Raw genomic sequence first — 23190 nt, 5'->3', positions numbered from 1 at the left:
GGTTGCAACGTGTGTATGAAAGGACACTCTCAAAAAAGAAATAATGTCCATTCGAATGAAAAAGGGGTGTGACTCAATCTGTTCGATTGAGTCACACCCCTTGAGAGGAGCATTCTAGCGGTGCACGCTATTTGCTGTTGTAGTATTCATCGATGTGAAGGACCAGGGAACTTGCCAAAAGTCCCAGGTTAACTATTGACGAGCCAACAGCGATATCTTGTGGGCGGATGTTCGAAGACCCGTCCATCGCGGCCTTGGCTTTGTCTCCATCGAAAAGACCAATCTGCTTCTGGAAACGTGTATTCGCGTCACGAAGTGCGTCCTTCATAGGATCTACCATGTGGCTAAAGCCAGGCATATTGAGCACTGCAGCCAAGGTGAATGGAACCGCAAGAAGAAGAGGCCACCAATCGAAAGATACGGTTGCGACACGTTTTGGTGCAGGAGTAGTAGTCTCCACGACAGTCTCGGGGTCCTTGGTTACGGTCTCCGTGACGGGGACTTCAACTTCGGAGGTCTCGGTCTTCGTGGTAGTGACAACTTCGGTTACTGGTTCGCTGTCGTCATTGACATACTCGGTCTCCGTTGCAGTTACGGTCTCAGTTTCTGCAGCGACAGTCTTTTCTACGGTCTCCGTAACAGTTTCAGCAGCAGCAGACTCAGTGACGGTCGAGGTTTCGGTGGCTACTGGGGCCTTAACGGTTTCAGTCACGGTGCTTGGTGCTTGCGAAACAGTCGTTGTTTCCCTAACGGTCTCCGTGGCTCCAGGCTCGGTGGTGACCACGGTGGTTGGTTCGGCAGACGCGGTGCTCGTTACCGTTTCCGTCTTTTGCGGCAACGTGGTGGTGATCGTTGACGGAGCCTTAGTAGTGGTGGTCGTAGCCGTTACAGTGATCTCTTTACCCGGAGCAGTAGTCGTGGCAGTCGTCGTTTCCGTCGATGTGACGACCTTGGTTTCGGTCGTGGGCTCAGCATCGGTTGTAACGGTTGTAGTGACCGTCGTCGGGGCGGCAGTGGTAGTTTCCGTAACCGTTGTGGTTTGCGGAGCTTCCGTTACCGTAGTCGTGACAGGAGCTGGCTCTTCGGTATTGCCTTCGCAGTCGGTAGCAGGAGTGTTGCCGGCCTCCACGGCTGCTTGATATACGGCAGCACAAGCATCGATAATGCCCGTACCCATACCGTTTGCAGTGCGTTCGGGGGCATACATGTTGCGGCCATCGGGGAACAGGCCGTACGTGTCCCGAATATTCGGCTCGGGGTTATACGGTTGCGTGGTGTCCTTCAGGATTCGCTCGACGTCGTCTGGCGCAATGTTCGGATTAGCTTCGTACATCATGGCGACAACACCAGAGGCCAACGGGGTGGCCATTGATGTGCCTTCCATGTATCCGTAAGAAGGCCCTGTTGGAAACTGGCGGCCAGCATCCACCGTCGACCAAAACTGGTTCTCTTGCTTGTACTGAACGCGGCCATTCACTACTGCGGCTGCATTTCCGCCAGGAGAACCAAGATCGACTGCGGCTCCGAAATTGGAGTACATTGCGCGGTGCCCCTCAGGCCCTGTGGCTCCGATGGTGATAACTCCGTTGCAGTTAGCCGGAGTGATATAGGAGGTGTCCGTAGTATCGTTACCGGCTGCCACCATGATGGTACTGCCTTCGCGCCGTGCCGCGTCAATGGCGTTTTGATACATCGGATCACACACCGGACGGGTAACGGTGCCGCCTAGCGATAGGTTAATTACGTCGGCGCGGTGGGGACTCGTTGGCATATTTGCCATTTGTACGCCCGCGAGCCATGCAATGGAGTCGGCAATATCAGAGGTGAGGCCACCACACTTGCCAAGAGAACGAGCCATCATCAGCTTTGCGTCGGGGGCAACACCAGAACCGCCTTCATTGTTATTCTGTTCGGCGGTTGCGATGCCTGCAACGTGTGTTCCATGCCAACTAGATGTAGGACTGCCGGGTGTGCCGGTGCCGCAGTGGCCGTCCGGATACCAATCGCCGTCGTCATAGGGGTTTAGGTCCCTATCATTGTTGCGATCAGTGAAGTGGGAATCGCCCGAGATGCGGCTGTCTTGGATGGTATCGATACCCAAGATCAACTTGTCTTCAGGGTTTCCTTCATCCGTACGCCACGGTCGCTGTTGATGCTGGCCAATTGTTGACGGCAGCTCAGGGTGATTGATAATTCCTGAGTCGGAGACACCAACGATGACGTCTTTACCAGTGAATCCCAAATCCCAGGCTTTTTCGACGTTGGCGTGGCTGCCTGCCGGCGCGGCATTGTTTTCGTGCAAGGGCCATTGTAGGTCGTAGTCAGGATCGTTTGGAACGGCCATAGGCGCCATGTAGGCGTCAATGTTGGCAACGTGGATGCTAGCCGAGCTTTCCAGCAGGCCTCTTAGTTTAGGCACGTGCTTCGCTGGGACTGCTGGCTCTAGGTTAATAACCCAAGTCTTGTCCCACATCTCACGCTTCTTGGACCATTCAACATTTTCACCAGTCTCTTCGTTGTACTGGCGAATCAGTCGATCTAGTTCTTGTTCCTTCATTTCTTCGGTCAGGAGATCCATTTTCTCCTGGAAATGAACATTGAATCCGTGGGCGTCCTGATCGGCCAGATTGGCCGAGGTCGCTGCCTTATACTTCTCTACCGGAAAGGAACCGGTGTCCTGCGCACTGGCTGCTGGTACGCGTGCAAAACCAAATGCAACGGAAACGGCCACGATGGATGCACAGACTCGTTTCGTGGCATTATTGCCCATATTCATGGAATGGTGCATTCGCATGTCCTGTCTTAGTTGATATATGGTGTGACGCCACTTTTGTCACGAACGTTGCAGACGCCATACCCTTACAATGCACAATTGGTGCGCGTCCAGCTTACCTTAAGGATGCTGCAAGGGTAAATTAAAGCTGAGTGTTTTCTCGATATGTAGGAAGTGTCTAAAAGACGGGTGGACCTGTGGAGCGTTACTTTCCGAAGGGGGGCTATAGAGGTATAGAATGTGCGTGACCTGCCTATAGACTGCTGCGCATGCTTTTCGGGCAAGGGGTGATTACGCGCATGTGATGGCGAGTGTTCCTATCCAAGACTTGAAACCTTTCGAGCTTTTCAGCTACTTAAGTGGAACATATTCTTAGAAACTTGAGCTGAATCACCGCGGGAAATCGTCTTTTATTTGCTAAAGATACTTAAAAATGGGTGTCTGCTAGATGCAAGAAATATCTCGCTACCTTGCCCAATGTCATATTCACATAGAACCAAAGAAGGGCGTGCATCGGATCGGTCCGGTGCACGCCCTTCTTGCGAACCCCCAGCTCTGTTTCGGGATGTCTAGGAGAGCTGGGTGGAAAGGTTCTGTTTACTCTTTGGAACTCAGATCGTTAAAACGGGAATTGAAAAGTTCCGAGTACCACTTATTGATGTTGCCAAAGTTGGGAGTCAATCCGTACTGAAGCAGCTTCTTTGTTACATCGTCCATGCCAGGAATGATGGGCAAAAGCGCAGGCAAGTTAAGGGATTTAAGGATGGTGAAGAACCCGAGCGGGAGAAGGAAAAGGAGTGGCCAGCTACCGGTCGAGGAAGTTTGGATTTCCCGCTTGCTATCGTAGTCAGCTATTGCTGTCGACGTTACAGGATTCGGAGTTACGGAAACAGTCTCAGTAGGGCTCTTTCGCCTAGTGGTTGTTTCCATGACGGTGGAAACATTTGTGACTGTCTCTCGATTCTCGTTCACAACCTCGGTGGCTGTAACTGTCTCGGTGATTGTAACCTTTGGCTCTTGATGAGTTGCCGTGGTTGTTTCCGTCACGAGTGGGGTTACTGTTGTCGTACTTTCAACGGTTTGCGGTGCATCCTCCACAGTGGTCGTTACTGTTTCAGGGGAAGGCGTAACGACTTCGGTCTCGGTTACATATTCAGTCGACGGCGCTGCGGAATAAACTTCTGTCACAGTCGTGGGCTCGCCAGGTTTAACTTCCGTTTCGGTCGTTGGCTCTAGCGTAATCGTCGTTGACTCAGGCTCGCCATCTTCAGTCTTGGTAACAGTGACGGTGGCGGATTTCTCAGTACCTGAAACGGTTATCTGAGTTGTAGTCGTCTTCTTTACCGTGCTCGTAGTGGTGTCAACAGGCTGAGCAGCGGTCTTGGTTGCTGTCACCGTGGAAGTCGGAGCTGGCGCGGTTGTGGTAGTGGTGACGGTCTCAGTGACTGCAGGGACGGTCGTGGTAATCGTCGATGGCGATTCGGAAGTCGATGTCTCTTCCGATGGTTCCGGTGTTTCCTCCGTGGGAGTGGTGGAACTCGGATCGCCGCAATCCTTGGGGCTCTTACCTGCACGGACCGCAGCCTCGTGAACCGCCTCACAGGCGTCTACAATTCCAGGACCCATGTGCTTTTCTGTTTTCCAAGGCGAATATGAACCCATGGCTTGGGGCTCGGGGTTATAAGGCTGAGCGGTGGACTGCAAGATTTCTCGAATCTCGGGACCTGTCAGGTCAGGATTAGCATCCTTCATCATGGCGACAACGCCAGCGACGAGAGGCGAAGCCATTGATGTGCCCTCGTCGAAACCGTAGGTCGGGGCGTCTGCGCTGATTCGGCCGGAGTTAAGCGTGGAGTAGAACATGTTCTGCTCTTCGTACCCGACTAAGGTGCCTGTCGTTCCCTCGAAGATGATTCCGGAGTTACCTCCGGGGGCACCGATTGTGATGTGGTCGCCATAGTTTGAATACTCTGCTCGGTATCCCTCGGGGCCGGTTGCGCCGACAACTACAAGCGCATCGCTATTGCAATTCGCAGGTTGATAGTCGTCGGTCCAAGTATTGGCATTACCTGCGGCCACAACAACGATAGCGCCCTTGTCGGATGCCGTTTTAGAGCTCTTTGGTAATCCGGCACGCATTTCTGGCGTCCAGCGATAGACATGTTGACGACCTTGGCTGGATTCGGGTTATCGGGTATTCCTGGGACTGATCCGCCGACTGCCCAGACAACAGAATCAGCGATATCGGACGCGTAGCCGCCGCATTTGCCCATTGTGCGGACTGGGAGTAATCCTGCATTTGGTGCGGTGCCTGCTACTCCAGTTCCGTTGTTGGTCGCTGCAGCCGCAATACCGGCGACATGGGTGCCGTGCCAGGAAGAGTTGCGGCTGTTATTGGGATCGTTCGGACAGAACCCTACTCCGTATCCGTCGCCAGTATCACGGGGATCATCGTCCCTACCTGGGGAAGTGTCACCAGCGGTTCGGTCATTGGTGATCATGTCGTATCCGGGAAGAACTTTTGAATCGAGGTCAGGGTGCTCGGTGATGCCGGAGTCGACAATGGCGATAGTCTGAGAGTCGCCGAGATAGCCGAGATCCCACGCCTCCTCGACTTTAGCGTAGCTTCCTGCGGGGTGCCGGTCGTGGGCGTGTAGGGGCCACTGTTTGTCGTAATCGGGATCGTTGGGAGCCGCTGCGAGTGACATCAGCATATCGATGTATGCATCTTCAATCTCGTCCTTCGCTTTTAGCTCCTGTTGTAGAGCTGGGACCATCTCGCTTTCTACAGGAGTAGAAAAAGAAATAACCCAGCCGCCAGTGGCAGATTCGCGGAGTTTTTCACCCTCTGTGCCAAAGTCCTTGAAAATGTCATTGAGGATGGAGAGTTTTTCTGCATCATCAAGTGCAGACGAGCTTTCTTGCCAGTGGACTATGAACTGTGTTGCATCCTGCTGTTCGGCACCTAGCTGTGACTGTGCACGCTGGATAGTGGGGTTCTTGCTTCCAAGTCTTTCGTGTGCATCTTGAGCAGCTGCTGGGACAATAGTCAGACCTGCTACCAGCGGTAAAGCGGTGAGTGCAGAAACAAGTTTCCGGCCTCCGTTTCGCCTATACCATTTGGGAGAGTTCATGGGAATTCTTTCTTTGAGTAATTGGACAGTGCAATCGTTGCGCTGGTGTCACGGCTGTGGGCTTCAACTTAGGGGGAGCACATTATGGACCTTCAGCCGCAAGAATCTTATCTTAGTTTTGAGTTAAGGGAAACTGGAAAAACTATGTGAGTCTTTTGTGTTGTGTGGAGTGGGAGGGTGGGGCTACATTGGAGGGGTCGTGCACGGGTGCTCGCTCATGGTGGGCTGAGACGCAGTAATAGCGAACCGTCGAACCTGATCCGGGTAATACCGGCGAGAGGGAGGAAAAATGACTGCAAACAGTCCTACGGTCATCGCTGCCAAGCGCAGCTTGAACTGGCGTGTAGTTGATATCGTCGTAGCGTCCGTTCTGGGGGTGGCTTGTGGCTTTGTTTTCTTGGGGTGGAATGCTGTCGGGTATGCCTGGTTTGAAGTCATGGATGCCGTAACGCCTGGACTAGGCGGCTTTGCAGCGGGCATTTGGCTGTTGGGTGGTGTGCTTGGGGGACTGATTATTCGCAAGCCGGGAGCAGCCATTTATGTAGAGGCGCTGGCTGCGACCGTTTCTGCGGTGCTGGGTTCCCAGTGGGGTATTGGTACCCTCTACTCGGGTTTGGCGCAGGGGTTAGGCGTGGAGATCGTTCTAGCGGTATTCCTCTATCGTAAGTTTGGCTTGGGGATATCTGCTTTGGCCGGCGTGGGAGCTGGTTGGGGAGCATTTGTCTTGGAGCTTTTTACCTCGGGAAATTTGGCGCGCTCATTCGAATTCAAGGTAATCTACTTCACTACGTTGAGTGTTTCCGGAGCTATCTTGGCGGGAGTGCTCGGGTTCTTCGTGGTCAAGGCTTTGGCTAAGACTGGGGCCTTGGATCGCTTCGCCGTGGGACGTGAGCAACGCGTCTAGGGCGTGTTGAGGCATTGTCTGATTTTTCGGCATTAGCGGGAAGGGCCACCAAGATAACTGCTCGTGGGTTTGGGTGGGCCCATGCGGGGCGCGTTCGGGCGGCGTTGGCGGATATTGACTTGGTTATTGAACCTGGTGAACGCGTGCTCCTGTGCGGCGATTCCGGATCGGGGAAGTCCACTTTATTGGCTGCGATGGCAGGTGTGCTGGGGTCGGAAGAGGAGGGAACCCGTGCAGGTGAGATTCTCTTGGAAGACTTCACTGGTCGAGTGGAGGAGCCGGGCCACTCCGTCCCGGTGGGCCTTGTACTCCAAGATCCAGATTCGCAGGTGATTTCCTCCCGTGTAGGCGATGATATCGCCTTCGGCTGTGAGAACCTTGCTTATCCGCGTGAAGAGATTTGGCGTCGAGTCGCTGCCGCTCAAGAGTTGGTCGGTCCGTTCGTAGATCTAGATTTCCCGACGGAGCGGCTATCCGGCGGACAAAAGCAGCGCTTGGCCCTCGCCGGCGTGATTGCAATGGGGGCGGGTGTGGTGCTTCTTGATGAACCCACGGCCAACCTCGATCCGATCGGTGCGCACGATGTCGTACGTGCAGTATCTGCTCTGGTGGAAGAAACCGGAGCGACTCTCGTGGTGGTAGAACACCAGCATGAGGTGTGGAAGGGGGTGCTTGACCGCGCAGTGGAGCTTGAATGCGGGCGCATAGTGGCCGATGCGTCCTTTGCCGAGGTGACTCAGCGCCGTCAAGCAGAAGCGCTGCCACAGGCCCGCCAACTGAATGGTGCTGAGTTGGAGGGGCGGGAGGCTGCGCTGTGGAGTACAGGACTAGTCACTCGTTTTGGTCCGCCACGTACGATTTCGTTACCAGCGGGAGCATCTACCGTCGTTACGGGGCCAAATGGATCTGGAAAATCCACGTGGTTAATGACGATGGCTGGATTATTGCCAGCTAAATCGGGTTCGATTGGGGTTGCTGATTTTGTGCGCCGCGGGATTAGGGGAACACCGATCCAATGGAAATCGAGGGATCTCGCGGATCGTATCGGGTTTGTCTTTCAAAATCCGGAGCATCAATTTGTTACCCGTTCGGTGGCTGAGGAGCTTCGCGTCGCGCCACAGGTAATGCGCGTTAAAGCACCAGAAAAATGGATCGCGCAGTTGGTGGAGTCACTACGGTTAGAGCATTTACTGGACGCGAATCCGTTTACACTCTCTGGTGGGGAGAAGCGCCGACTATCGGTGGCTACTGCGCTAGTTACAGCACCAGAGGTGCTGCTTTTGGATGAGCCAACCTTTGGGCAAGACCCGCGGACTTTCGTGGAGCTAGTGCGTCTGCTGCGACAAATGGTAGACGATGGCACCACGATAGCCTCTATCACCCATGATCCTTTGTTCATTCAGTCTCTGGGTGATCATAGAGTTGAGGTGCGTGGTGCCTAATATCTTGTATGGGGCGAACCCGCTAAGCCGTATATTCTTGATGTTCATTTGGGTTACGCCGCTTCTAGCGTCGATAGACTGGGTTTCTGCCGCTGTTTCGTTAGCGTTAACCGTGATATTCGCGCCGCTGTGTGGAGTTTCATGGCTCCGCTTGATTAGAGCCGGCTGGTTTCTTCTTCTGGTTGCGCCGATTTCCGGCATCTCAATGTTGTTTTATGGCGAGCCTGGTGGTGCCAAGTACTTCAGCTGGTGGCTTATTGCGGTCACCCAGAACTCACTGTCCTTGGCGATTGCCATCACACTACGTGTCTTTGCCGTGGCATTGCCCATGGTGGTCCTAGCCCGTGATATCGATCCAACGGAATTAGGGGACGCGCTTTCGCAAATTTTAAAGCTACCTTCGCGCTTTGTTCTTGGCGCGGTCGCAGGCGTGCGGATGGTGTCACTTTTTCAATCTGATTGGCAATCGTTGGGCATGGCGCGCCGAGCTAGAGGGTTGACGGACGTCGGGAGGCTCAAGAGATTAATGACAATGTCTTTTGGTCTCTTGGTAATAGCCCTGCGCCGCGGTGGCAAGCTAGCCACGGCGATGGAGGCGCGCGGATTCGGGCGCACACCACCGGGCGGCGGCCAGCGCACCTGGGCGCGGCCCTCACGTCTCGCCGGCCGGGACTGGCTGGTGATGGTGGTGGGAACCGGCCTTGCGGCGCTTCCGGTGGTAGTTTCGGTTCTCAGTGGGTCCTGGAGATTCTTTGGACTCTAGGATGACTCTCTCAAAGCTGCACGCTAGACATACCCAGAAGTGGTGAAAGACAACATGCAGGACACGGACCGCACGGACCATCGGGAAGGCGGTAAGGGAACTTCCGATACCAACGCCGCCGAGATGGACAGGCTCTTGAATGATGTGTTGTCGCTCGCGGCGGCACGCAAGCGCCCGATGCGCCCGGTCACCGTGCTTATCGACGGCCCCTCCGGTGCCGGCAAGACCTGGACCTCCGTGGCCCTAGCGGAGCGGACTGGATGGCGCGTTGTCCACCTCGATGAGTTCTATCCTGGCTGGCATGGGCTGCACGAGGGCTCAGAGATGGTCGCGGAACAAGTGCTGCGGGAGAATAACCCGGGGTACTGGCGCTGGGACTGGGAAGCCAACGCGCCGAAGGATTGGGCCAGCTTGGATGAGCGCGATGATCTGATCGTTGAAGGGGTTGGTTCTGTCACCGAGGCCACCGTAGACGCCGCCAAGGAGCGCGGCTCAGTGGTGACTGTGCGCATCGACGGCCCACGCGAGAAGCGTCGCGAGCGTGCTTTAGAGCGCGACCCCGGCTATGAAGAGTGGTTTGAAACCTGGGAGAAGCAGGAACAAGAGCACTTCGCTGAGCGCGCGGTGGAGGCGGACCTGAACTGGGAGTGGCACTAGTACTCACTGCAGCTTGAGTGCCAAGCCAAGCAGCCAAATCATGGATTTGGGCAGATCAGCGCGGTGATGGTAGTCTGTTCAAGGTTTCATCTTTATAGGAGATGAAAAGTCTGATCGGTATCCCAGTCATCCTGTGACTGAGAGACGTTCTGGACATGCGGCAGGGCCCCGGAGAAGAGCCCCTATTTTTGCATGTTTGGGCGTTATGTCGCGGTCAGTTCAAGCCGAAGTCATAGAGAAAGACTAGATTTATGCCAACTATTCAGCAGCTGGTCCGCAAGGGCCGCCATGACAAGAAGGCCAAGGTTGCTACGGCCGCCCTGAAGGGCTCCCCGCAGCGCCGTGGCGTGTGCACCCGCGTGTACACCACCACCCCGAAGAAGCCGAACTCGGCTCTGCGTAAGGTTGCCCGTGTGCGCCTGACCTCCGGTATCGAGGTTTCCGCCTACATTCCGGGCGAGGGCCACAACCTGCAGGAGCACTCCATGGTGCTCGTCCGCGGTGGTCGTGTGAAGGACCTCCCGGGTGTTCGCTACAAGATTATCCGCGGCGCACTGGATACCCAGGGCGTGAAGGACCGTAAGCAGGCTCGTTCCCGCTACGGCGCAAAGAAGGGACAGTAATCAACAATGCGTAAGAATGCTGCACCGAAGCGTCCTGTAGTTAAGGACCCGGTTTACAACTCCGAGCAGGTCACCATGCTCGTGAACAAGATCCTGCGTGACGGCAAGAAGTCCACCGCTGAGCGCATCGTCTACGGTGCTCTCGAGGTCTGCCGCGAGAAGACCGGTACCGACCCGGTTGGCACCCTGGAGAAGGCTCTGGGCAACATCCGCCCGGACCTCGAGGTTCGTTCCCGCCGTGTGGGTGGCGCTACCTACCAGGTTCCGGTTGAGGTCAAGCCGGCTCGTTCCAACACCCTGGCTCTGCGTTGGCTGGTTACCTTCACCCGCCAGCGTCGTGAGAACACCATGATTGAGCGCCTCGCCAACGAGATCCTCGATGCGTCCAACGGCCTGGGCGCTTCCGTCAAGCGTCGTGAGGATACTCACAAGATGGCTGAGGCCAACCGTGCCTTCGCCCACTACCGCTGGTAATCCCACCGGTATAACCCGCCACACGGCATCATGGCTCGAACAGCGATATTATCGTTTACCTGCGCTGACAGCGTGTGTTCTCGCTCCTTTTAGCGGAGCGCCGCACGCTAGCTAGTGCGGAACCTAAACTTGAATAGCGTTGTTCGGGCCATTTTTTATGGCGTGGGCTTCACGTCTCACGCTGACGTAGAAGCCTAGACGTGGCAAAATAGACCAAGACCTATCCATGAAGACGTCACCTTTAGTTGCGTCAGTGCATAACTGGCGTCGACGTCGACGACAATTAAGTTGGGGTATTAACTGTGGCACAAGAAGTGCTTAAGGATCTGAACAAGGTCCGTAACATCGGCATTATGGCGCACATCGATGCTGGTAAGACCACTACCACCGAGCGCATTCTCTTCTACACCGGTATCAACCGTAAGGTCGGCGAGACCCACGATGGTGGCGCTACCACTGACTGGATGGAGCAGGAGAAGGAGCGCGGCATCACCATTACGTCCGCTGCCGTGACCTGTTTCTGGAACAACAACCAGATCAACATCATCGACACCCCGGGCCACGTGGACTTCACCGTTGAGGTTGAGCGCTCCCTGCGCGTTCTCGACGGCGCTGTTGCTGTCTTCGACGGTAAGGAAGGCGTGGAGCCGCAGTCTGAGCAGGTGTGGCGCCAGGCTGCTAAGTACGACGTCCCGCGTATCTGCTTCGTCAACAAGATGGACAAGCTGGGCGCTGACTTCTACTTCACCGTCCAGACCATCATCGACCGCCTCGGCGCGAAGCCGTTGGTACTCCAGCTGCCGATCGGCGCTGAGGATGACTTCGACGGCGTGGTCGACCTCATTGACATGCAGGCCATCACCTGGCGTGGCAAGGTCGAGACCGGTGCTGAGCCGACCATCGAGGAAATTCCGGCTGACCTGCAGGACAAGGCCGAGGAGTACCGCGAGAAGCTGCTCGAGGCCGTTGCTGAGTCCGACGAAGAGCTCATGGAGAAGTACTTCGGCGGCGAGGAGCTGACCAAGGAGGAGATCAAGGGCGCTATCCGCAAGATGACCGTGAACTCCGAGATCTACCCGGTGCTGTGCGGCACCGCTTACCGTAACAAGGGTGTCCAGCCGCTGCTCGACGCAGTGGTTGACTACCTGCCGAGCCCGCTCGACGTGGGCGAGGTCCAGGGCACCGCAATCGACGGCGAGACCCCGATGACCCGTAAGCCCTCCGTCGACGAGCCGTTCTCTGCACTGGCCTTCAAGGTCGCTGTCCACCCGTTCTTCGGCAAGCTCACCTACGTGCGCGTGTACTCCGGCCAGGCCATCCCGGGCGAGAACATGCTCAACTCCACCAAGAACAAGAAGGAGCGCGTGGGCAAGCTCTTCCAGATGCACGCGAACAAGGAGAATCCGGTTGAGCACGCCGACGCCGGTAACATCTACGCGTTCATCGGCCTGAAGGAAACCACCACCGGTGACACCCTGTGTAACCCGGACAACCCGGTCATCCTCGAGTCCATGGACTTCCCGGATCCGGTTATCCAGGTTGCTATCGAGCCGAAGACCAAGGCTGACCAGGAGAAGCTGGGTACCGCTATCCAGAAGCTTGCCGAAGAGGACCCGACCTTCACCGTCCACCTCGACGAGGAGTCCGGCCAGACCGTCATCGGCGGCATGGGTGAGCTGCACCTCGACGTTCTGGTTGACCGCATGAAGCGCGAGTTCAAGGTTGAGGCAAACATCGGTAACCCGCAGGTTGCTTACCGCGAGACCATTCGCAAGAAGGTCGAGTCCCTCGACTACACCCACAAGAAGCAGACCGGTGGTTCCGGCCAGTTCGCAAAGGTTATCGTCACCATCGAGCCTTACAACCCGGATCCGGAGGAGCTGGAAGAGGGCGAGTCCGCAACCTACAAGTTCGAGAACGCCGTCACCGGTGGCCGCGTTCCGAAGGAGTACATCCCGTCCGTCGACGCGGGTATCCAGGATGCTATGCAGTACGGCTTCGTTGCTGGCTTCCCGCTGGTGAACATCAAGGCCACTCTCGAGGATGGCGCTTACCACGATGTTGACTCCTCTGAGATGGCCTTCAAGCTCGCTGGCTCCCAGGTCCTCAAGGAGGCCGTTGCCAAGGCTAAGCCGGTTCTGCTTGAGCCGATCATGGCCGTTGAGGTCGTGACCCCGGAGGAGTACATGGGTACCGTTAACGGTGACATCTCCTCCCGCCGTGGCCAGGTCTTCGCTATGGAAGACCGCTCCGGCGCCAAGGTGGTTAAGGCTAAGGTGCCGCTGTCCGAGATGTTCGGCTACATCGGTGACCTGCGTTCTTCCACCGCTGGCCGCGCAAACTTCACCATGGTCTTCGATTCCTACGCTGAGGTTCCGTCCTCCGTGGCACAGGAGATCATCGAGGAGCGCACCGGCTCCAAGGCCTAAGGCTTAAGGGGATCCGATCGATTCCCTTGCCTGTGGGGGCTGGTAGTCTTCGCCAGTAGGCACCAACCCCCAGTGCTGGGGCGGTAGCGGTCCGCTGAATGCGTAAGCTTTGTGCGCGTTGAGCCGGCCGTTACCCTCCCAGGATCCTTTAAAATGATTCTTGTCGAGGGTCAACGTCCGCACGTGTTGGGCGGGGTTACCTCCTATTTGGGCAGTTTGAAAAAACTGCGGCATAAATCTAGGATCGTGTAACTGGCACGTAAGAAAGCGTCATTAGCGCTTATGGGCTTCGGCCCGAAGTGCCAATGGCAATACAAACCACGTGGCTGCGAAATACGTAGCCGCCATAGAGTCCAGGAGGACAAACAGTGGCAAAGGAGAAGTTCGAGCGTACGAAGCCGCATGTGAACATCGGCACCATCGGACACGTCGACCACGGCAAGACCACCACCACCGCAGCGATCACCAAGGTTCTGGCTGACGCTTACCCGGAGGAGAACACCGCTTTCGCCTTCGACATGATCGACAAGGCTCCTGAGGAGAAGGAGCGCGGTATTACCATCAACATCTCCCACGTTGAGTACTCCACCCCGAAGCGCCACTACGCACACGTGGACGCCCCGGGCCACGCCGACTACATCAAGAACATGATTACCGGCGCTGCTCAGATGGACGGCGCTATCCTGGTTGTTGCTGCAACCGATGGTCCGATGCCGCAGACCCGTGAGCACGTGCTGCTGGCTCGCCAGGTTGGCGTTCCGTACATCCTCGTTGCACTGAACAAGTGCGACATGGTTGACGATGAGGAAATCATCGAGCTCGTCGAGATGGAGATCCGCGAGCTGCTCGCTGAGCAGGACTACGACGAGGAAGCTCCGATCGTTCACATCTCCGCTCTGAAGGCTCTTGAGGGCGAAGAGAAGTGGGTACAGTCCGTCATCGACCTCATGCAGGCTTGCGACGACTCCATCCCGGATCCGGAGCGCGAGCTGGACAAGCCGTTCCTGATGCCGATCGAGGACATCTTCACCATTACCGGCCGCGGTACCGTTGTTACCGGCCGTGTTGAGCGTGGCTCCCTGAACGTCAACGAGGACATCGAGATCATCGGTATCAAGGACAAGTCCATGTCCACCACCGTTACCGGTATCGAGATGTTCCGTAAGATGATGGACTACACCGAGGCTGGCGACAACTGTGGTCTGCTTCTGCGTGGTACCAAGCGTGAAGAGGTTGAGCGTGGCCAGGTTTGCATCAAGCCGGGCGCTTACACCCCGCACACCAAGTTCGAGGGTTCCGTCTACGTCCTGAAGAAGGAAGAGGGCGGCCGCCACACCCCGTTCATGGACAACTACCGTCCGCAGTTCTACTTCCGCACCACCGACGTTACCGGCGTCATCAAGCTGCCTGAGGGCACCGAGATGGTTATGCCGGGCGACAACGTTGAGATGTCCGTAGAGCTCATCCAGCCGGTCGCTATGGACGAGGGCCTGCGCTTCGCTATCCGCGAGGGCTCCCGTACCGTCGGCGCTGGCCGCGTTACCAAGATCCTCGACTAATTCTCGCTAGGGCTTAAGTCCCTTCCTGATTAGCAGGTCTGCAAGCCGCTCAATCCCTTGTGGGGTTGGGCGGCTTTGGTGATCGTGGGCCTACTAGGCTTAGGAGTCATGTTTGACCCCACCCGCATTGACCGCACCCTCGCCGCACTACGCGCCGCGTGGGAAGGCCAACCGGACTTACCTTTGGGAACCCTGTTCGGAATGCTGGCGGCGGAAGGTTATGGCTGGGGCGTGCCTGACGACGAACTCACCGCCCGTCTAGAGTCCATGGCAGCCGTCCACCCGCCGCTCGTGCCTCTCGACGCCCACCTGATCACCGAAGGTCTCTGGCTCGTCGTCACCCCGTCTCATCGCGTCACCTTGACGCCCAAAGCCCCTACCTATTCTCCTCATGGCCCTGTTGTTAAGGCTTCCACCGAGTCCTCAGAGCACCCGGTGTCCGATGTGCCCACCGCGCTTCCAGCGGGCCTGGTTAACAAGGCACCCACCGAGTCCTCACGGTGCCTCGATGAGCAGCGCATCCCAACCCAGTTTCAAGAGGACAACGCCTCGACTTCCCAGCCGCATCGAGCCACGTGCGTGGCAGTCGTACGGCCGGTATCGAAGGAAGGACAACGCGGGCAACCTGTGGCGTGGCAGGTCTCAGCACTCCGTCCGGTGGGCCCTGGCCGCCCGCTTGTCCTCGCAGACGCAGAAGGCTTTGAGCACCGCTTTGGTGTTATCGAGTCTGTTACCCGGCTGCGCGAAGACCATCGCAGCTTGACTGGATTGAAGCGCCGCAGCGTGGGGGACCGCGTGTGGTTTATCCGCACCGATACGGTAACAATCCTCCTCGACCACGGTCTGCATATCATCGAGCGCAAAAACCGGGAGCTCATCCGCACTGATTTCTCGTGGCATCGCATCGAGGAAGGCGAAGCCGGAAGCCCATTCCGCGTTCACCTCTCCCGTGGAACCATGCACACGTTTGGCGTCATCAAGGAGCTCATCCTCGCCGAGTCTGAGCCCTGGAGTGGTCCTTCCTCACTAGCTCATTAATCAGTCCTGGTGCGCCGAGCTTTGCTCGGAGGATGGCCGTGATTGGCGGGTTTGCCTTTAAGAGCTAAGGGCCCCTGTTACTCCTGCTGCCTCCAGCAGCATGTGAAGCGGAACTTAAGATGGCCAGATGGCCGGTCAGTCTGGCTTTGGATGACGGGTGGCGTTGGCATAAGGCTCGCAGGTTTTCTTGCGTACCTTGTTGTGGTTTGTGGGTGGTGTTGTCTGAAGGATCGCCGGTGTGCCCGTAAACCTTCATCCGGTTGGCAGGTTTCGCTCTTTAAGGGCTTAACCCCCAGCGGGAAGCGTCTGAATCGTTGTTAGGGATCGCCGGTATCCCCGTCAGCGTGGCTTCGACTGACGGGGGCGAACCGTTATCAGGCGCCATGAGGTGGTTGGCGCTGTCCTTTCTGCTGTTGCTGTGTGTGGTGGCTGGGGGGTTAGCTGCTGTCGGGTGGTGGGTCTGGTGGCTGTTCTGGTACTGCTTGGCTTTGGCTGGCTGTGCCCGGTGTTGTTGCAGCTCCTTGGGCTGTGGCCTGTGTCTTTTCAGCTCCTCGTGTGGAGGCTTGTTCGGTGTTGAGTCTGGCTAGTGCTTCTTGGTATTCCGGCATTGCGGTTATCGGTGTTCCCCAGGGTGGGATGAAGCTAACCCCGGTGTTGAGTCGGTACATGTAGCCGCGCCCGGTAGGTCTTTGTGGGTCATCGTCGTTAATACCGTTGTGATAAGCACACAAGAAAGTTAAGTTCTTGATGTTGGTGTATCCGCCAGCCTGCCAGGGCACCAAATGGTGCACTTGGCAGTAGTCAGCTGGTTTATTACAGCCTGGTCTTGAGCAGGTGTGGAATTCCGCGTGCAGGCTAAGGCGTTGGTTGAGGTTTGCTCCACGGGATAGGCGCCAGGTGTTGATGGGCCCTTCGATGGGGTGGACGATGGTGGCGTAGCCTATTTCGGCAAACTTGTGGGTTAAAAACTCGGCGCCGGTCATGCGTGCGCCGTTGGTCAGCTTGAGCTCGATTTCGTCCCCGTCGCCGTTGATGATCTGGTCGAGTTCATTCAATGTGATGATGACTTGGGTGCGCACGGCCGGTTTTGTACCGCCTGCTTGGTTGAAGAAGATGTCGTTGGCGGCTTGGAGGAGGTCGGTGGTGTTAGTGGACTCTAAGGCTGCGCGCATGTTGGCGATCGTGGTGGCGTCATCAGTTATGGAGAGTGTGTTGGGGCCTTCGGATCTGTAGGTGATGCGCACACCGGGTTTGGCGGTTCGTTTACGCTTGAGTTCTTTAAGCCGTTGGGTGGCCACAGTGGGGATGCGGTGTGCGGGTGTTGCGGCGAGTTTTGCTCGGAGGTTCCAGGCATCGAGGGTCTTTTTCACGCGTGCGGTGTAGGACTCGATGAGTGTGAGGGTGCCGAGGCTGTGGCGTTGTTTGAGTGCTGCTTGGCGGGCTTTGCGTTGTTTGCCGGTGTAGCGGGTGGGGCCGAAGTACACCTGGTGTAGGCCGGCAAGCTCGGTGGCATCGGCAGGATCCGCGCCGAGCGCGCGGAGCTCATCGGGTGTGCCAGGTATATGTTCCACCAGCGCAATCCCCGAGTTGCGTAGGCGGAGGTAGGTTTCGATATCCCCCATGGGCACAGAGACTAAAGCAGGTCTATGCACCCCGCAACCGGAGGAGCAAATAGCCTGCTCACAGGCGGGTGAAACACCAATTTCCGACGCGGTGGCCTAGACGGTGGCGTTGCGGACCTTCGTGAAGTGAACCTTGTACCGCGTATCCACATCCACGTCCGGGAATGCTGCGCGGAAGTCGCGGTCATTGACCTCAATGGCATCTTTGATGCGCAGCAGCGGGGTATCGGGATCCACCAGCACCTCATACTGCAGCGTCGGCCGCGAGCGGTCGTAGGCCACCAGCCGCGAGACCTTCTCCACGCCCTCAACCTCAGCGAGCGTATCCGCCACCGCTCCCGCAATCGCGGGCATCTCCGTCTTAATCGCGCCCTCCTCATTCGATTCTTCTGAGGGCATCGCATTAAAGCGGTGATGACGCAGGTTGCTGATCACTAGCCACAGGCCGGTGAGGGCACAGATGATCGTCGCCAAGCCCAGCGCAAAAGGCCACCAGGACTGGTTCGGCAGGCCAGCCCAGGTGTCGTGGTCTACCCACGTGGCTAAGTACGTTGCGAAAGGCACGTCGAAGTGAATGAGAATCGGCCACACGCCCAAAGCTATGAGCAGGATTCCTAACACCGCAAGTATCGCGCGGTCCACACCCGCAAGCGTCTTAGACATTGGCGATATCCTCCTGTTCATTCTCAATCACCACGGTAACCTCCGGGGCCGGCGTGATAGCCGCCAGCGCTGCCGTCACCGCTTCAGTCACGCGCTCCTTGAGCTGCGCATCATCGGCGTCACCCGTGGCAGTCACCGTGATACGGGAGCGCTCCTTAGCGATCTTGGCCCGACTCCGCGCCGCCGTCGTTCCTGGCACCCGACGCGCTGTTGCCGACGCCACCCGCGCAATATCCACCGCGCGCAGCCACATCGACGCATCCTCGGAGCCAATCCGCACGTGTGTTGTCTTCCGCGGCGCACACGCCGCCCACAACAGAATCAACCCGACGAAGATCGCCACGCCCCCGGCCACAAGCATCCATGTATGGATCTCCGGCGAGGACATCACGTCGATGAAGGGCTGCAGCCACGAGGCCGCTCCCTCGTCGGCGCCTATCACCCAGGCCTCGCGGCCTAGGATCACGGCGGCGGCGAGGAGAAGGATGCCTACGATGATGGTCCAGCCCCGCGCGGGCGGAGAGGCCTTCGGGCGTTGCCCGAAGCCAGCGGGCAGCGAGTGATCACTCATGATGGCCTCCTTCGCGGATGGTAATGGCGCGCAGCGGTACTGGACGTGGGACGTCTACACGGCGAGTGAACTCGGCTGAGGGCCGGATCGCAATGGGGCGAAGCTCAAGTGGCTTGGCATGCGGGACGCGAAGCGGAGCAGCGTGGGGCACCGAAACGCCGCGCGGTACAACCGGGCGAGGCGCTTCGACGTGGCGCAACTCGAACTCCCGTGGCACAGGCACCGAGCGGACCTGCAGCGGCGCAGGATCCGTGACCGCGTGCAATGGCTGGGGTTCTGCCGTATGAACGGGTCGCAGCTTGTCGTAGCGATTCTCGCCGGGGCCGAAATCTTCTGTCCGCACCTTAACGTCCGCAGGCTTGCCGACGCCCCTCACCCGCACCGCCTCCGGCACACTCACCGTGCGCACAGGGACCGGCACAGGGGGCGACACTTGGCGCACCGCAGCGCGCTGGCTCACGTCCACCGGCTTCAAAGCGCGCTCCGGAACAATCGCCGGAATTTGCGCCGAGAGCGGCGCGCGTGTCTCGACCGTCAGCGCGGTTGTGCGCTCACCTGGGACCGCACCGCCCACCGTTACATTGACGCGAGTGGTGCGAAAACCTGTGAAATCGCGAACCGCCTCCCGGATTGCCGTGCGGACTGCCTTTGCCACCTCGGTGACAGGGGAGGGCCAGTACACAGCGATGTCGACGTCGACCGCCACCATCTGCGTATCCGGATCCATTTGGGCCATCACGCGCGGAAAGGCGCGGCCGGCGAGGCCGGCTAATTTGGCGTCGACAGCCGCGGTCCCCGGCACGCTCGCAATGGCGGCGTTAATGACCTTCTCCATCGCGCGCAGGGAAAAGCGGGTTCGCCCGAAGAGGGCGACCCCGGTAGATTCGGTGCTCACTAGCCTCGGCCTCTATCCTGGCCGACCACGCCCTTCCACACCGCGGTGAGGTCAATGCGGCCGTCGAAATGCGCGCCGATGACGCCGCCGACCGCGGCAAGCAAGACCGCGAGCGCGACGTACCACACGCCCAGGTAGATGAAAAAGGCCAGAACCAAGCCGGCAATCACGCCGAGGGAGGTGTAGTTCTTCATGGTTTTCCTTTAGTTCTGTGTGTCGGTTCCTTTTAGACCGCGTCGTCGAAGACCACGTCTACGCGGCGCACTGCGGGCCAGGTGGCGCGGACGGTGGTGCGGGTGACGTCGCCAAGCTCGGCGAGTGGCACTCCTGCGCTGACATCAACGACAATGTGCAGCTCCAGGTGCGTGTCATCCTGCGGGTTAGGGCGGCGGATGCCGTGCACGCGCTCACCAGGAAAGAGCAGCGCGACCTCCCCGAACCGGCCGGGCGAGAGCTTGGCGACGCCCCTCAGATCCGTCACTGCCTCCGCTATGGACGTGGCAAGGGGGAGGGTGAGCTCGGCTGAGGTCACGTTATGCCTGGCCCTGGGTAACCGCCGGGGTTGCCTCGGCGGACTCGTCCTCTTCCTTCGGTAGCTTGACGTCGTGGACGACGACGTCGACGCGGTCGACGGACAGGCCGGTCATGCGCTCGACCGCATTCATGATGTTGCGGCGAATGGCTTCGGCGAGCTCGTGGATGGCCACGCCGTACTCGGCGATGATGGCGATATCAATGGAGGCGGTGCCGTTGTTCACCTCGACGCTCACTCCCTGGCGGACGTCTTCGGAAGCGCCGAAGGATTCGCGGATGGAGCCCATCATGCGGGCGCCACCGCCGCCGAGAGCGGCGACGCCGGAAACCTCGCGGGCAGCGATACCGGCGATCTTGGACACAACGACATCATCGATGCGGGTGGTGCCGAAATCGGTCTCCAGGTTCTTGTTGCGCTCCGGAGCAGGGGCCGGGGTCGTATCGTTCGCCGGGGCGGTCTGCTCGGCAACGTCCTTGGGGGTGGTGTTTTCAGCCATGATGAATCCCTCTCACTGTGTAGTTGACTTGGGTAGGTATCTACGTCACGAGCTTAACCACGAATGCGGGATGAGGGGCGGCGGGGAGCTGATCCTTGGCCAAAACGTGATGTTACCCACTGTTTCTTCATAAGTTTGGAAAACGCGAGGTTACGTGCTTAAATACAGGGGTTGCTTTAACACAGCGACGTAACCGCAGGCTCTGGCTTGTAGGGCGTTGTTGCTGGTAAGGCGAACATGACACCTTTGTTGTGGGGTTCTTCTAGAGCTGCACGCGAAGGTCATCCGATCGGGCTAGGTCCGCGTTTGAGCAGAGACACCCCCGAGAAGATGGACCGGAGAAGGGGCATGGCAAATAAACAGCGGCAGTATACGAATAAGACTTTGGTTGCGGATCGTTGAGATCTAACGCCCCAGTCTTCTTCCTATTTACTTTGACTACGGGTCTTGTACCCCGTCACGAGCACTGCACTCTGGGCTTTGCCTTAAGTCACTCTCGTGGTCGTCATGACAGTCAGACAACTGGCGTTGAGCCATGGCTTCCAGCCCGGACAACGTTATAGAGAAATCGAGAAGCAATTTCCCACCGCTTCACGCCCCGGATACGCCGGGAATGTGAAAGTGGGGAAGCGAGGAAGAGGATAAGCGTGGCGGGACAAAAAATCCGCATTCGGCTGAAGGCCTACGACCACGAGGCCATCGACGCTTCTGCTAAGAAGATCGTCGAGACCGTTACCCGTACGGGTGCTCGTGTTGTCGGCCCGGTGCCGCTCCCAACCGAGAAGAACGTATACGCCGTTATTCGTTCTCCGCACAAGTACAAGGACTCTCGCGAGCACTTCGAGATGCGCACTCACAAGCGCCTCATCGACATTCTCGACCCGACCCCGAAGACCGTTGACGCTCTTATGCGCATCGACCTTCCGGCAAGCGTCGACGTGAATATCCAGTAAGCGATCGACACAACGTATTTGGTGGAGAACAAACAATGAGTGAAAACGAGATCAAGGGAATTCTGGGCACCAAGCTCGGCATGACCCAGGTCTTCGACGAGGAGAACCGCGTTGTGCCGGTGACCGTCGTCGAGGCTGGCCCGTGCGTGGTTACCCAGATCCGTACGAAAGAAACCGATGGCTACAACGCCATCCAGATCGCCTTCGGTGAGAAGGACCCGCGCAAGGTCAACAAGCCTGCAACCGGTCACTTCAAGAAGGCTGGCGTGACCCCGCGCCGTTACGTCGCTGAGATCCGCATGGACGATACCTCTGCATACGAGGTCGGCCAGGAGGTCAAGGTGGACATCTTCGAGGGCGTAACCTTCGTTGACGTTACCGGCACCACCAAGGGTCACGGCTACGCTGGCGCCATGAAGCGCCACGGCTTCGCAGGCCAGGGCGCTGCCCACGGTAACCAGGCTGCTCACCGCCGCGTTGGTGGCATTGGTGGCGCTTCGTTCCCGGGCCGCGTCTTCAAGGGTAAGCGCATGGCTGGCCGCATGGGCCAGGACCGCGTGACCACCCAGAACCTGAAGATTCAGAAGATTGATGCCGAGTCCAACCTGCTGCTCATCAAGGGTGCTATCCCGGGTGCGCGCGGTGGCCTCGTCACCGTTAAGACCGCAGTGAAGGGCGGTGCACACGCATGAGCAACCTCAAGCTAGACGTCCAGACCGCTGACGGTAAGACCAACGGCACCGTTGAGTTGCCGGCCGAGCTCTTTGACACCGAGGCATCCATTGCTTTGATGCACCAGGTTGTCAACGCACAGCTCGCTGCTGCTCGTCAGGGTACCCACAAGACCAAGACTCGCGGCGAGGTCCGCGGCGGTGGTCGCAAGCCGTTCCGCCAGAAGGGCACCGGTCGCGCCCGCCAGGGCTCCATCCGTGCGCCTCACTACACCGGTGGTGGCACCGTGCACGGCCCGGTCCCGCGTGACTACTCCCAGCGCACCCCGAAGCGCATGATCAAGGCTGCTCTCTACGGCGCACTGTCTGACCGTGCACGTAACGAGCGCATCCACGTCATCGAGGAGCTCGTCCCGGGCCAGACCCCGTCCACCAAGCAGGCCAAGGCTTTCATCGAGCGCCTCACCGACCGCAAGAATGTTCTTCTGGTCATCGGCCGCGAGGACATCAATGCTCGCCGCAGCGCCAACAACCTGCCGAACGTCCAGATCCTGGACGCCGGCCAGCTGAACACCTACGACGTCCTCTACTCGGACGACGTTGTGTTCTCCGTTGAGGCTCTGCACACCTTCGTCGAGCGCGCTACCGGCGCCGCCGAGGAAGCTAAGGAGGAGAAGTAATGGCTAAGCTCGCTAACCCGCGCGACGTCATCATCGCACCGGTTGTGTCCGAGAAGTCCTACGGCCTGATGGAGCAGAACGTCTACACGTTCTACGTCTCCACGGACTCCAACAAGACCCAGATTAAAGATGCCGTCGAGCAGATCTTCGGCGTGAAGGTTGCTTCCGTGAACACCGTGAACCGTGCAGGCAAGCGCAAGCGCACCCGCACCGGCTACGGTCAGCGTAAGTCCACCAAGCGCGCCTACGTGACGCTCCGTGAAGGCAGCGACTCCATCGACGTCTTCGGCGCAGGCGCTTAAGCCCCA

23 protein-coding genes and 1 riboswitch are annotated in these 23190 nt (G+C 58.1%); of the genes, 13 read left to right on the top strand and 10 right to left on the bottom strand.

Annotated features, from left to right (window positions below):
- Positions 1-127: 127 nt before the first annotated feature.
- From ABZS45_RS08690 to ABZS45_RS08680, 3 genes are all read right to left on the bottom strand, one after another.
- Positions 128-2776 (bottom strand): S8 family serine peptidase, encoded by a 2649-nt coding sequence (locus ABZS45_RS08690; protein WP_412099483.1) that lies wholly within the window; start codon positions 2774-2776, stop codon positions 128-130.
- A 594-nt stretch (positions 2777-3370) separates the two neighbouring features.
- Complete coding sequence (locus ABZS45_RS08685; RefSeq protein WP_412099482.1) at positions 3371-4852, bottom strand: S8 family serine peptidase; 1482 nt, start codon at positions 4850-4852, stop codon at positions 3371-3373.
- Positions 4780-5907: a S8 family serine peptidase gene (locus ABZS45_RS08680; protein WP_412099481.1), complete on the bottom strand. Its 1128-nt coding sequence runs from the start codon at positions 5905-5907 to the stop codon at positions 4780-4782. The genes ABZS45_RS08685 and ABZS45_RS08680 overlap by 73 nt, the downstream gene beginning before the upstream one ends.
- A gap of 193 nt (positions 5908-6100) precedes the next feature.
- Positions 6101-6207, top strand: a riboswitch (TPP riboswitch).
- Between ABZS45_RS08680 and ABZS45_RS08675 the strand changes: the two genes are divergently transcribed.
- From ABZS45_RS08675 to ABZS45_RS08635, 9 genes are all read left to right on the top strand, one after another.
- Positions 6197-6811, top strand: coding sequence for an ECF transporter S component (locus ABZS45_RS08675; RefSeq protein WP_412099480.1), 615 nt, complete (start codon positions 6197-6199; stop codon positions 6809-6811). (Overlaps the previous riboswitch by 11 nt.)
- Before the next feature lie 14 nt (positions 6812-6825).
- Positions 6826-8253 carry an ABC transporter ATP-binding protein gene (locus ABZS45_RS08670; RefSeq protein ID WP_412099478.1) on the top strand — a complete coding sequence of 476 codons (1428 nt, stop codon included), beginning with the start codon at positions 6826-6828 and terminating at the stop codon, positions 8251-8253.
- Positions 8246-9016 (top strand): energy-coupling factor transporter transmembrane component T family protein, encoded by a 771-nt coding sequence (locus ABZS45_RS08665; RefSeq protein ID WP_412101161.1) that lies wholly within the window; start codon positions 8246-8248, stop codon positions 9014-9016. The genes ABZS45_RS08670 and ABZS45_RS08665 overlap by 8 nt, the downstream gene beginning before the upstream one ends.
- 54 nt (positions 9017-9070) lie before the next feature.
- The gene (locus tag ABZS45_RS08660) at positions 9071-9673 is read left to right on the top strand and encodes an isopentenyl transferase family protein (RefSeq protein WP_412099477.1); all 603 of its coding nucleotides are present in this window, start codon (positions 9071-9073) and stop codon (positions 9671-9673) included.
- 251 nt (positions 9674-9924) lie between these two features.
- On the top strand, positions 9925-10296 hold the full coding sequence (gene rpsL, locus ABZS45_RS08655; protein ID WP_005286791.1) for a 30S ribosomal protein S12: 372 nt from the start codon (positions 9925-9927) through the stop codon (positions 10294-10296).
- 6 nt (positions 10297-10302) lie between these two features.
- On the top strand, positions 10303-10770 hold the full coding sequence (gene rpsG, locus ABZS45_RS08650; RefSeq protein ID WP_070525758.1) for a 30S ribosomal protein S7: 468 nt from the start codon (positions 10303-10305) through the stop codon (positions 10768-10770).
- A gap of 302 nt (positions 10771-11072) precedes the next feature.
- A complete protein-coding gene (gene fusA, locus ABZS45_RS08645; protein WP_412099476.1) occupies positions 11073-13199 on the top strand; it encodes an elongation factor G in 2127 nt (708 codons plus the stop codon).
- A 368-nt stretch (positions 13200-13567) separates the two neighbouring features.
- Positions 13568-14758, top strand: coding sequence for an elongation factor Tu (gene tuf, locus ABZS45_RS08640; RefSeq protein WP_412099475.1), 1191 nt, complete (start codon positions 13568-13570; stop codon positions 14756-14758).
- 108 nt (positions 14759-14866) lie between these two features.
- Complete coding sequence (locus ABZS45_RS08635) at positions 14867-15796, top strand: hypothetical protein (RefSeq protein WP_412099474.1); 930 nt, start codon at positions 14867-14869, stop codon at positions 15794-15796.
- A 437-nt stretch (positions 15797-16233) separates the two neighbouring features.
- On the opposite strand, the gene ABZS45_RS08630 is transcribed toward ABZS45_RS08635, so the two are convergent.
- The 7 genes from ABZS45_RS08630 to ABZS45_RS08600 form a co-directional block, all read right to left on the bottom strand.
- Complete coding sequence (locus ABZS45_RS08630) at positions 16234-17418, bottom strand: HNH endonuclease signature motif containing protein (RefSeq protein WP_412099473.1); 1185 nt, start codon at positions 17416-17418, stop codon at positions 16234-16236.
- A 96-nt stretch (positions 17419-17514) separates the two neighbouring features.
- On the bottom strand, positions 17515-18081 hold the full coding sequence (locus tag ABZS45_RS08625) for an alkaline shock response membrane anchor protein AmaP (protein ID WP_412099472.1): 567 nt from the start codon (positions 18079-18081) through the stop codon (positions 17515-17517).
- The gene (locus ABZS45_RS08620) at positions 18074-18652 is read right to left on the bottom strand and encodes a DUF6286 domain-containing protein (protein ID WP_412099471.1); all 579 of its coding nucleotides are present in this window, start codon (positions 18650-18652) and stop codon (positions 18074-18076) included. The genes ABZS45_RS08625 and ABZS45_RS08620 overlap by 8 nt, the downstream gene beginning before the upstream one ends.
- The gene (locus ABZS45_RS08615; RefSeq protein WP_412099470.1) at positions 18645-19547 is read right to left on the bottom strand and encodes an Asp23/Gls24 family envelope stress response protein; all 903 of its coding nucleotides are present in this window, start codon (positions 19545-19547) and stop codon (positions 18645-18647) included. The genes ABZS45_RS08620 and ABZS45_RS08615 overlap by 8 nt, the downstream gene beginning before the upstream one ends.
- Positions 19547-19741 (bottom strand): hypothetical protein, encoded by a 195-nt coding sequence (locus ABZS45_RS08610; RefSeq protein ID WP_010189668.1) that lies wholly within the window; start codon positions 19739-19741, stop codon positions 19547-19549. Before ABZS45_RS08610 ends, ABZS45_RS08615 begins: the two co-directional genes overlap by 1 nt.
- A gap of 32 nt (positions 19742-19773) precedes the next feature.
- A complete protein-coding gene (locus tag ABZS45_RS08605; RefSeq protein ID WP_412099469.1) occupies positions 19774-20079 on the bottom strand; it encodes a hypothetical protein in 306 nt (101 codons plus the stop codon).
- A gap of 1 nt (position 20080) precedes the next feature.
- Entirely contained in the window at positions 20081-20578 is a 498-nt protein-coding gene (locus tag ABZS45_RS08600; RefSeq protein WP_412099468.1) for an Asp23/Gls24 family envelope stress response protein, read from the bottom strand.
- Positions 20579-21225: 647 nt separating this feature from the next.
- Here ABZS45_RS08600 and rpsJ point away from each other — a divergent pair.
- Genes rpsJ through rplW form a run of 4 tightly spaced genes read left to right on the top strand, consistent with a single transcriptional unit; the run spans position 21226 to position 23184 of the window.
- Complete coding sequence (rpsJ, locus tag ABZS45_RS08595; protein ID WP_003848085.1) at positions 21226-21531, top strand: 30S ribosomal protein S10; 306 nt, start codon at positions 21226-21228, stop codon at positions 21529-21531.
- 35 nt (positions 21532-21566) lie between these two features.
- Complete coding sequence (gene rplC / locus ABZS45_RS08590; protein ID WP_412099466.1) at positions 21567-22223, top strand: 50S ribosomal protein L3; 657 nt, start codon at positions 21567-21569, stop codon at positions 22221-22223.
- The gene (gene rplD / locus ABZS45_RS08585) at positions 22220-22882 is read left to right on the top strand and encodes a 50S ribosomal protein L4 (protein ID WP_010189650.1); all 663 of its coding nucleotides are present in this window, start codon (positions 22220-22222) and stop codon (positions 22880-22882) included. Before rplC ends, rplD begins: the two co-directional genes overlap by 4 nt.
- On the top strand, positions 22882-23184 hold the full coding sequence (gene rplW / locus ABZS45_RS08580; RefSeq protein WP_010189649.1) for a 50S ribosomal protein L23: 303 nt from the start codon (positions 22882-22884) through the stop codon (positions 23182-23184). Before rplD ends, rplW begins: the two co-directional genes overlap by 1 nt.
- Positions 23185-23190 lie beyond the last annotated feature (6 nt).

Source organism: Corynebacterium aurimucosum, from assembly GCF_046895345.1.
GTDB classification, from domain to species: Bacteria; Actinomycetota; Actinomycetes; order Mycobacteriales; family Mycobacteriaceae; genus Corynebacterium; species Corynebacterium aurimucosum_G.
The sequence above is the reverse complement of the archived record's forward strand: the minus strand, read 5'-3'. Positions and strand labels throughout refer to the sequence as shown.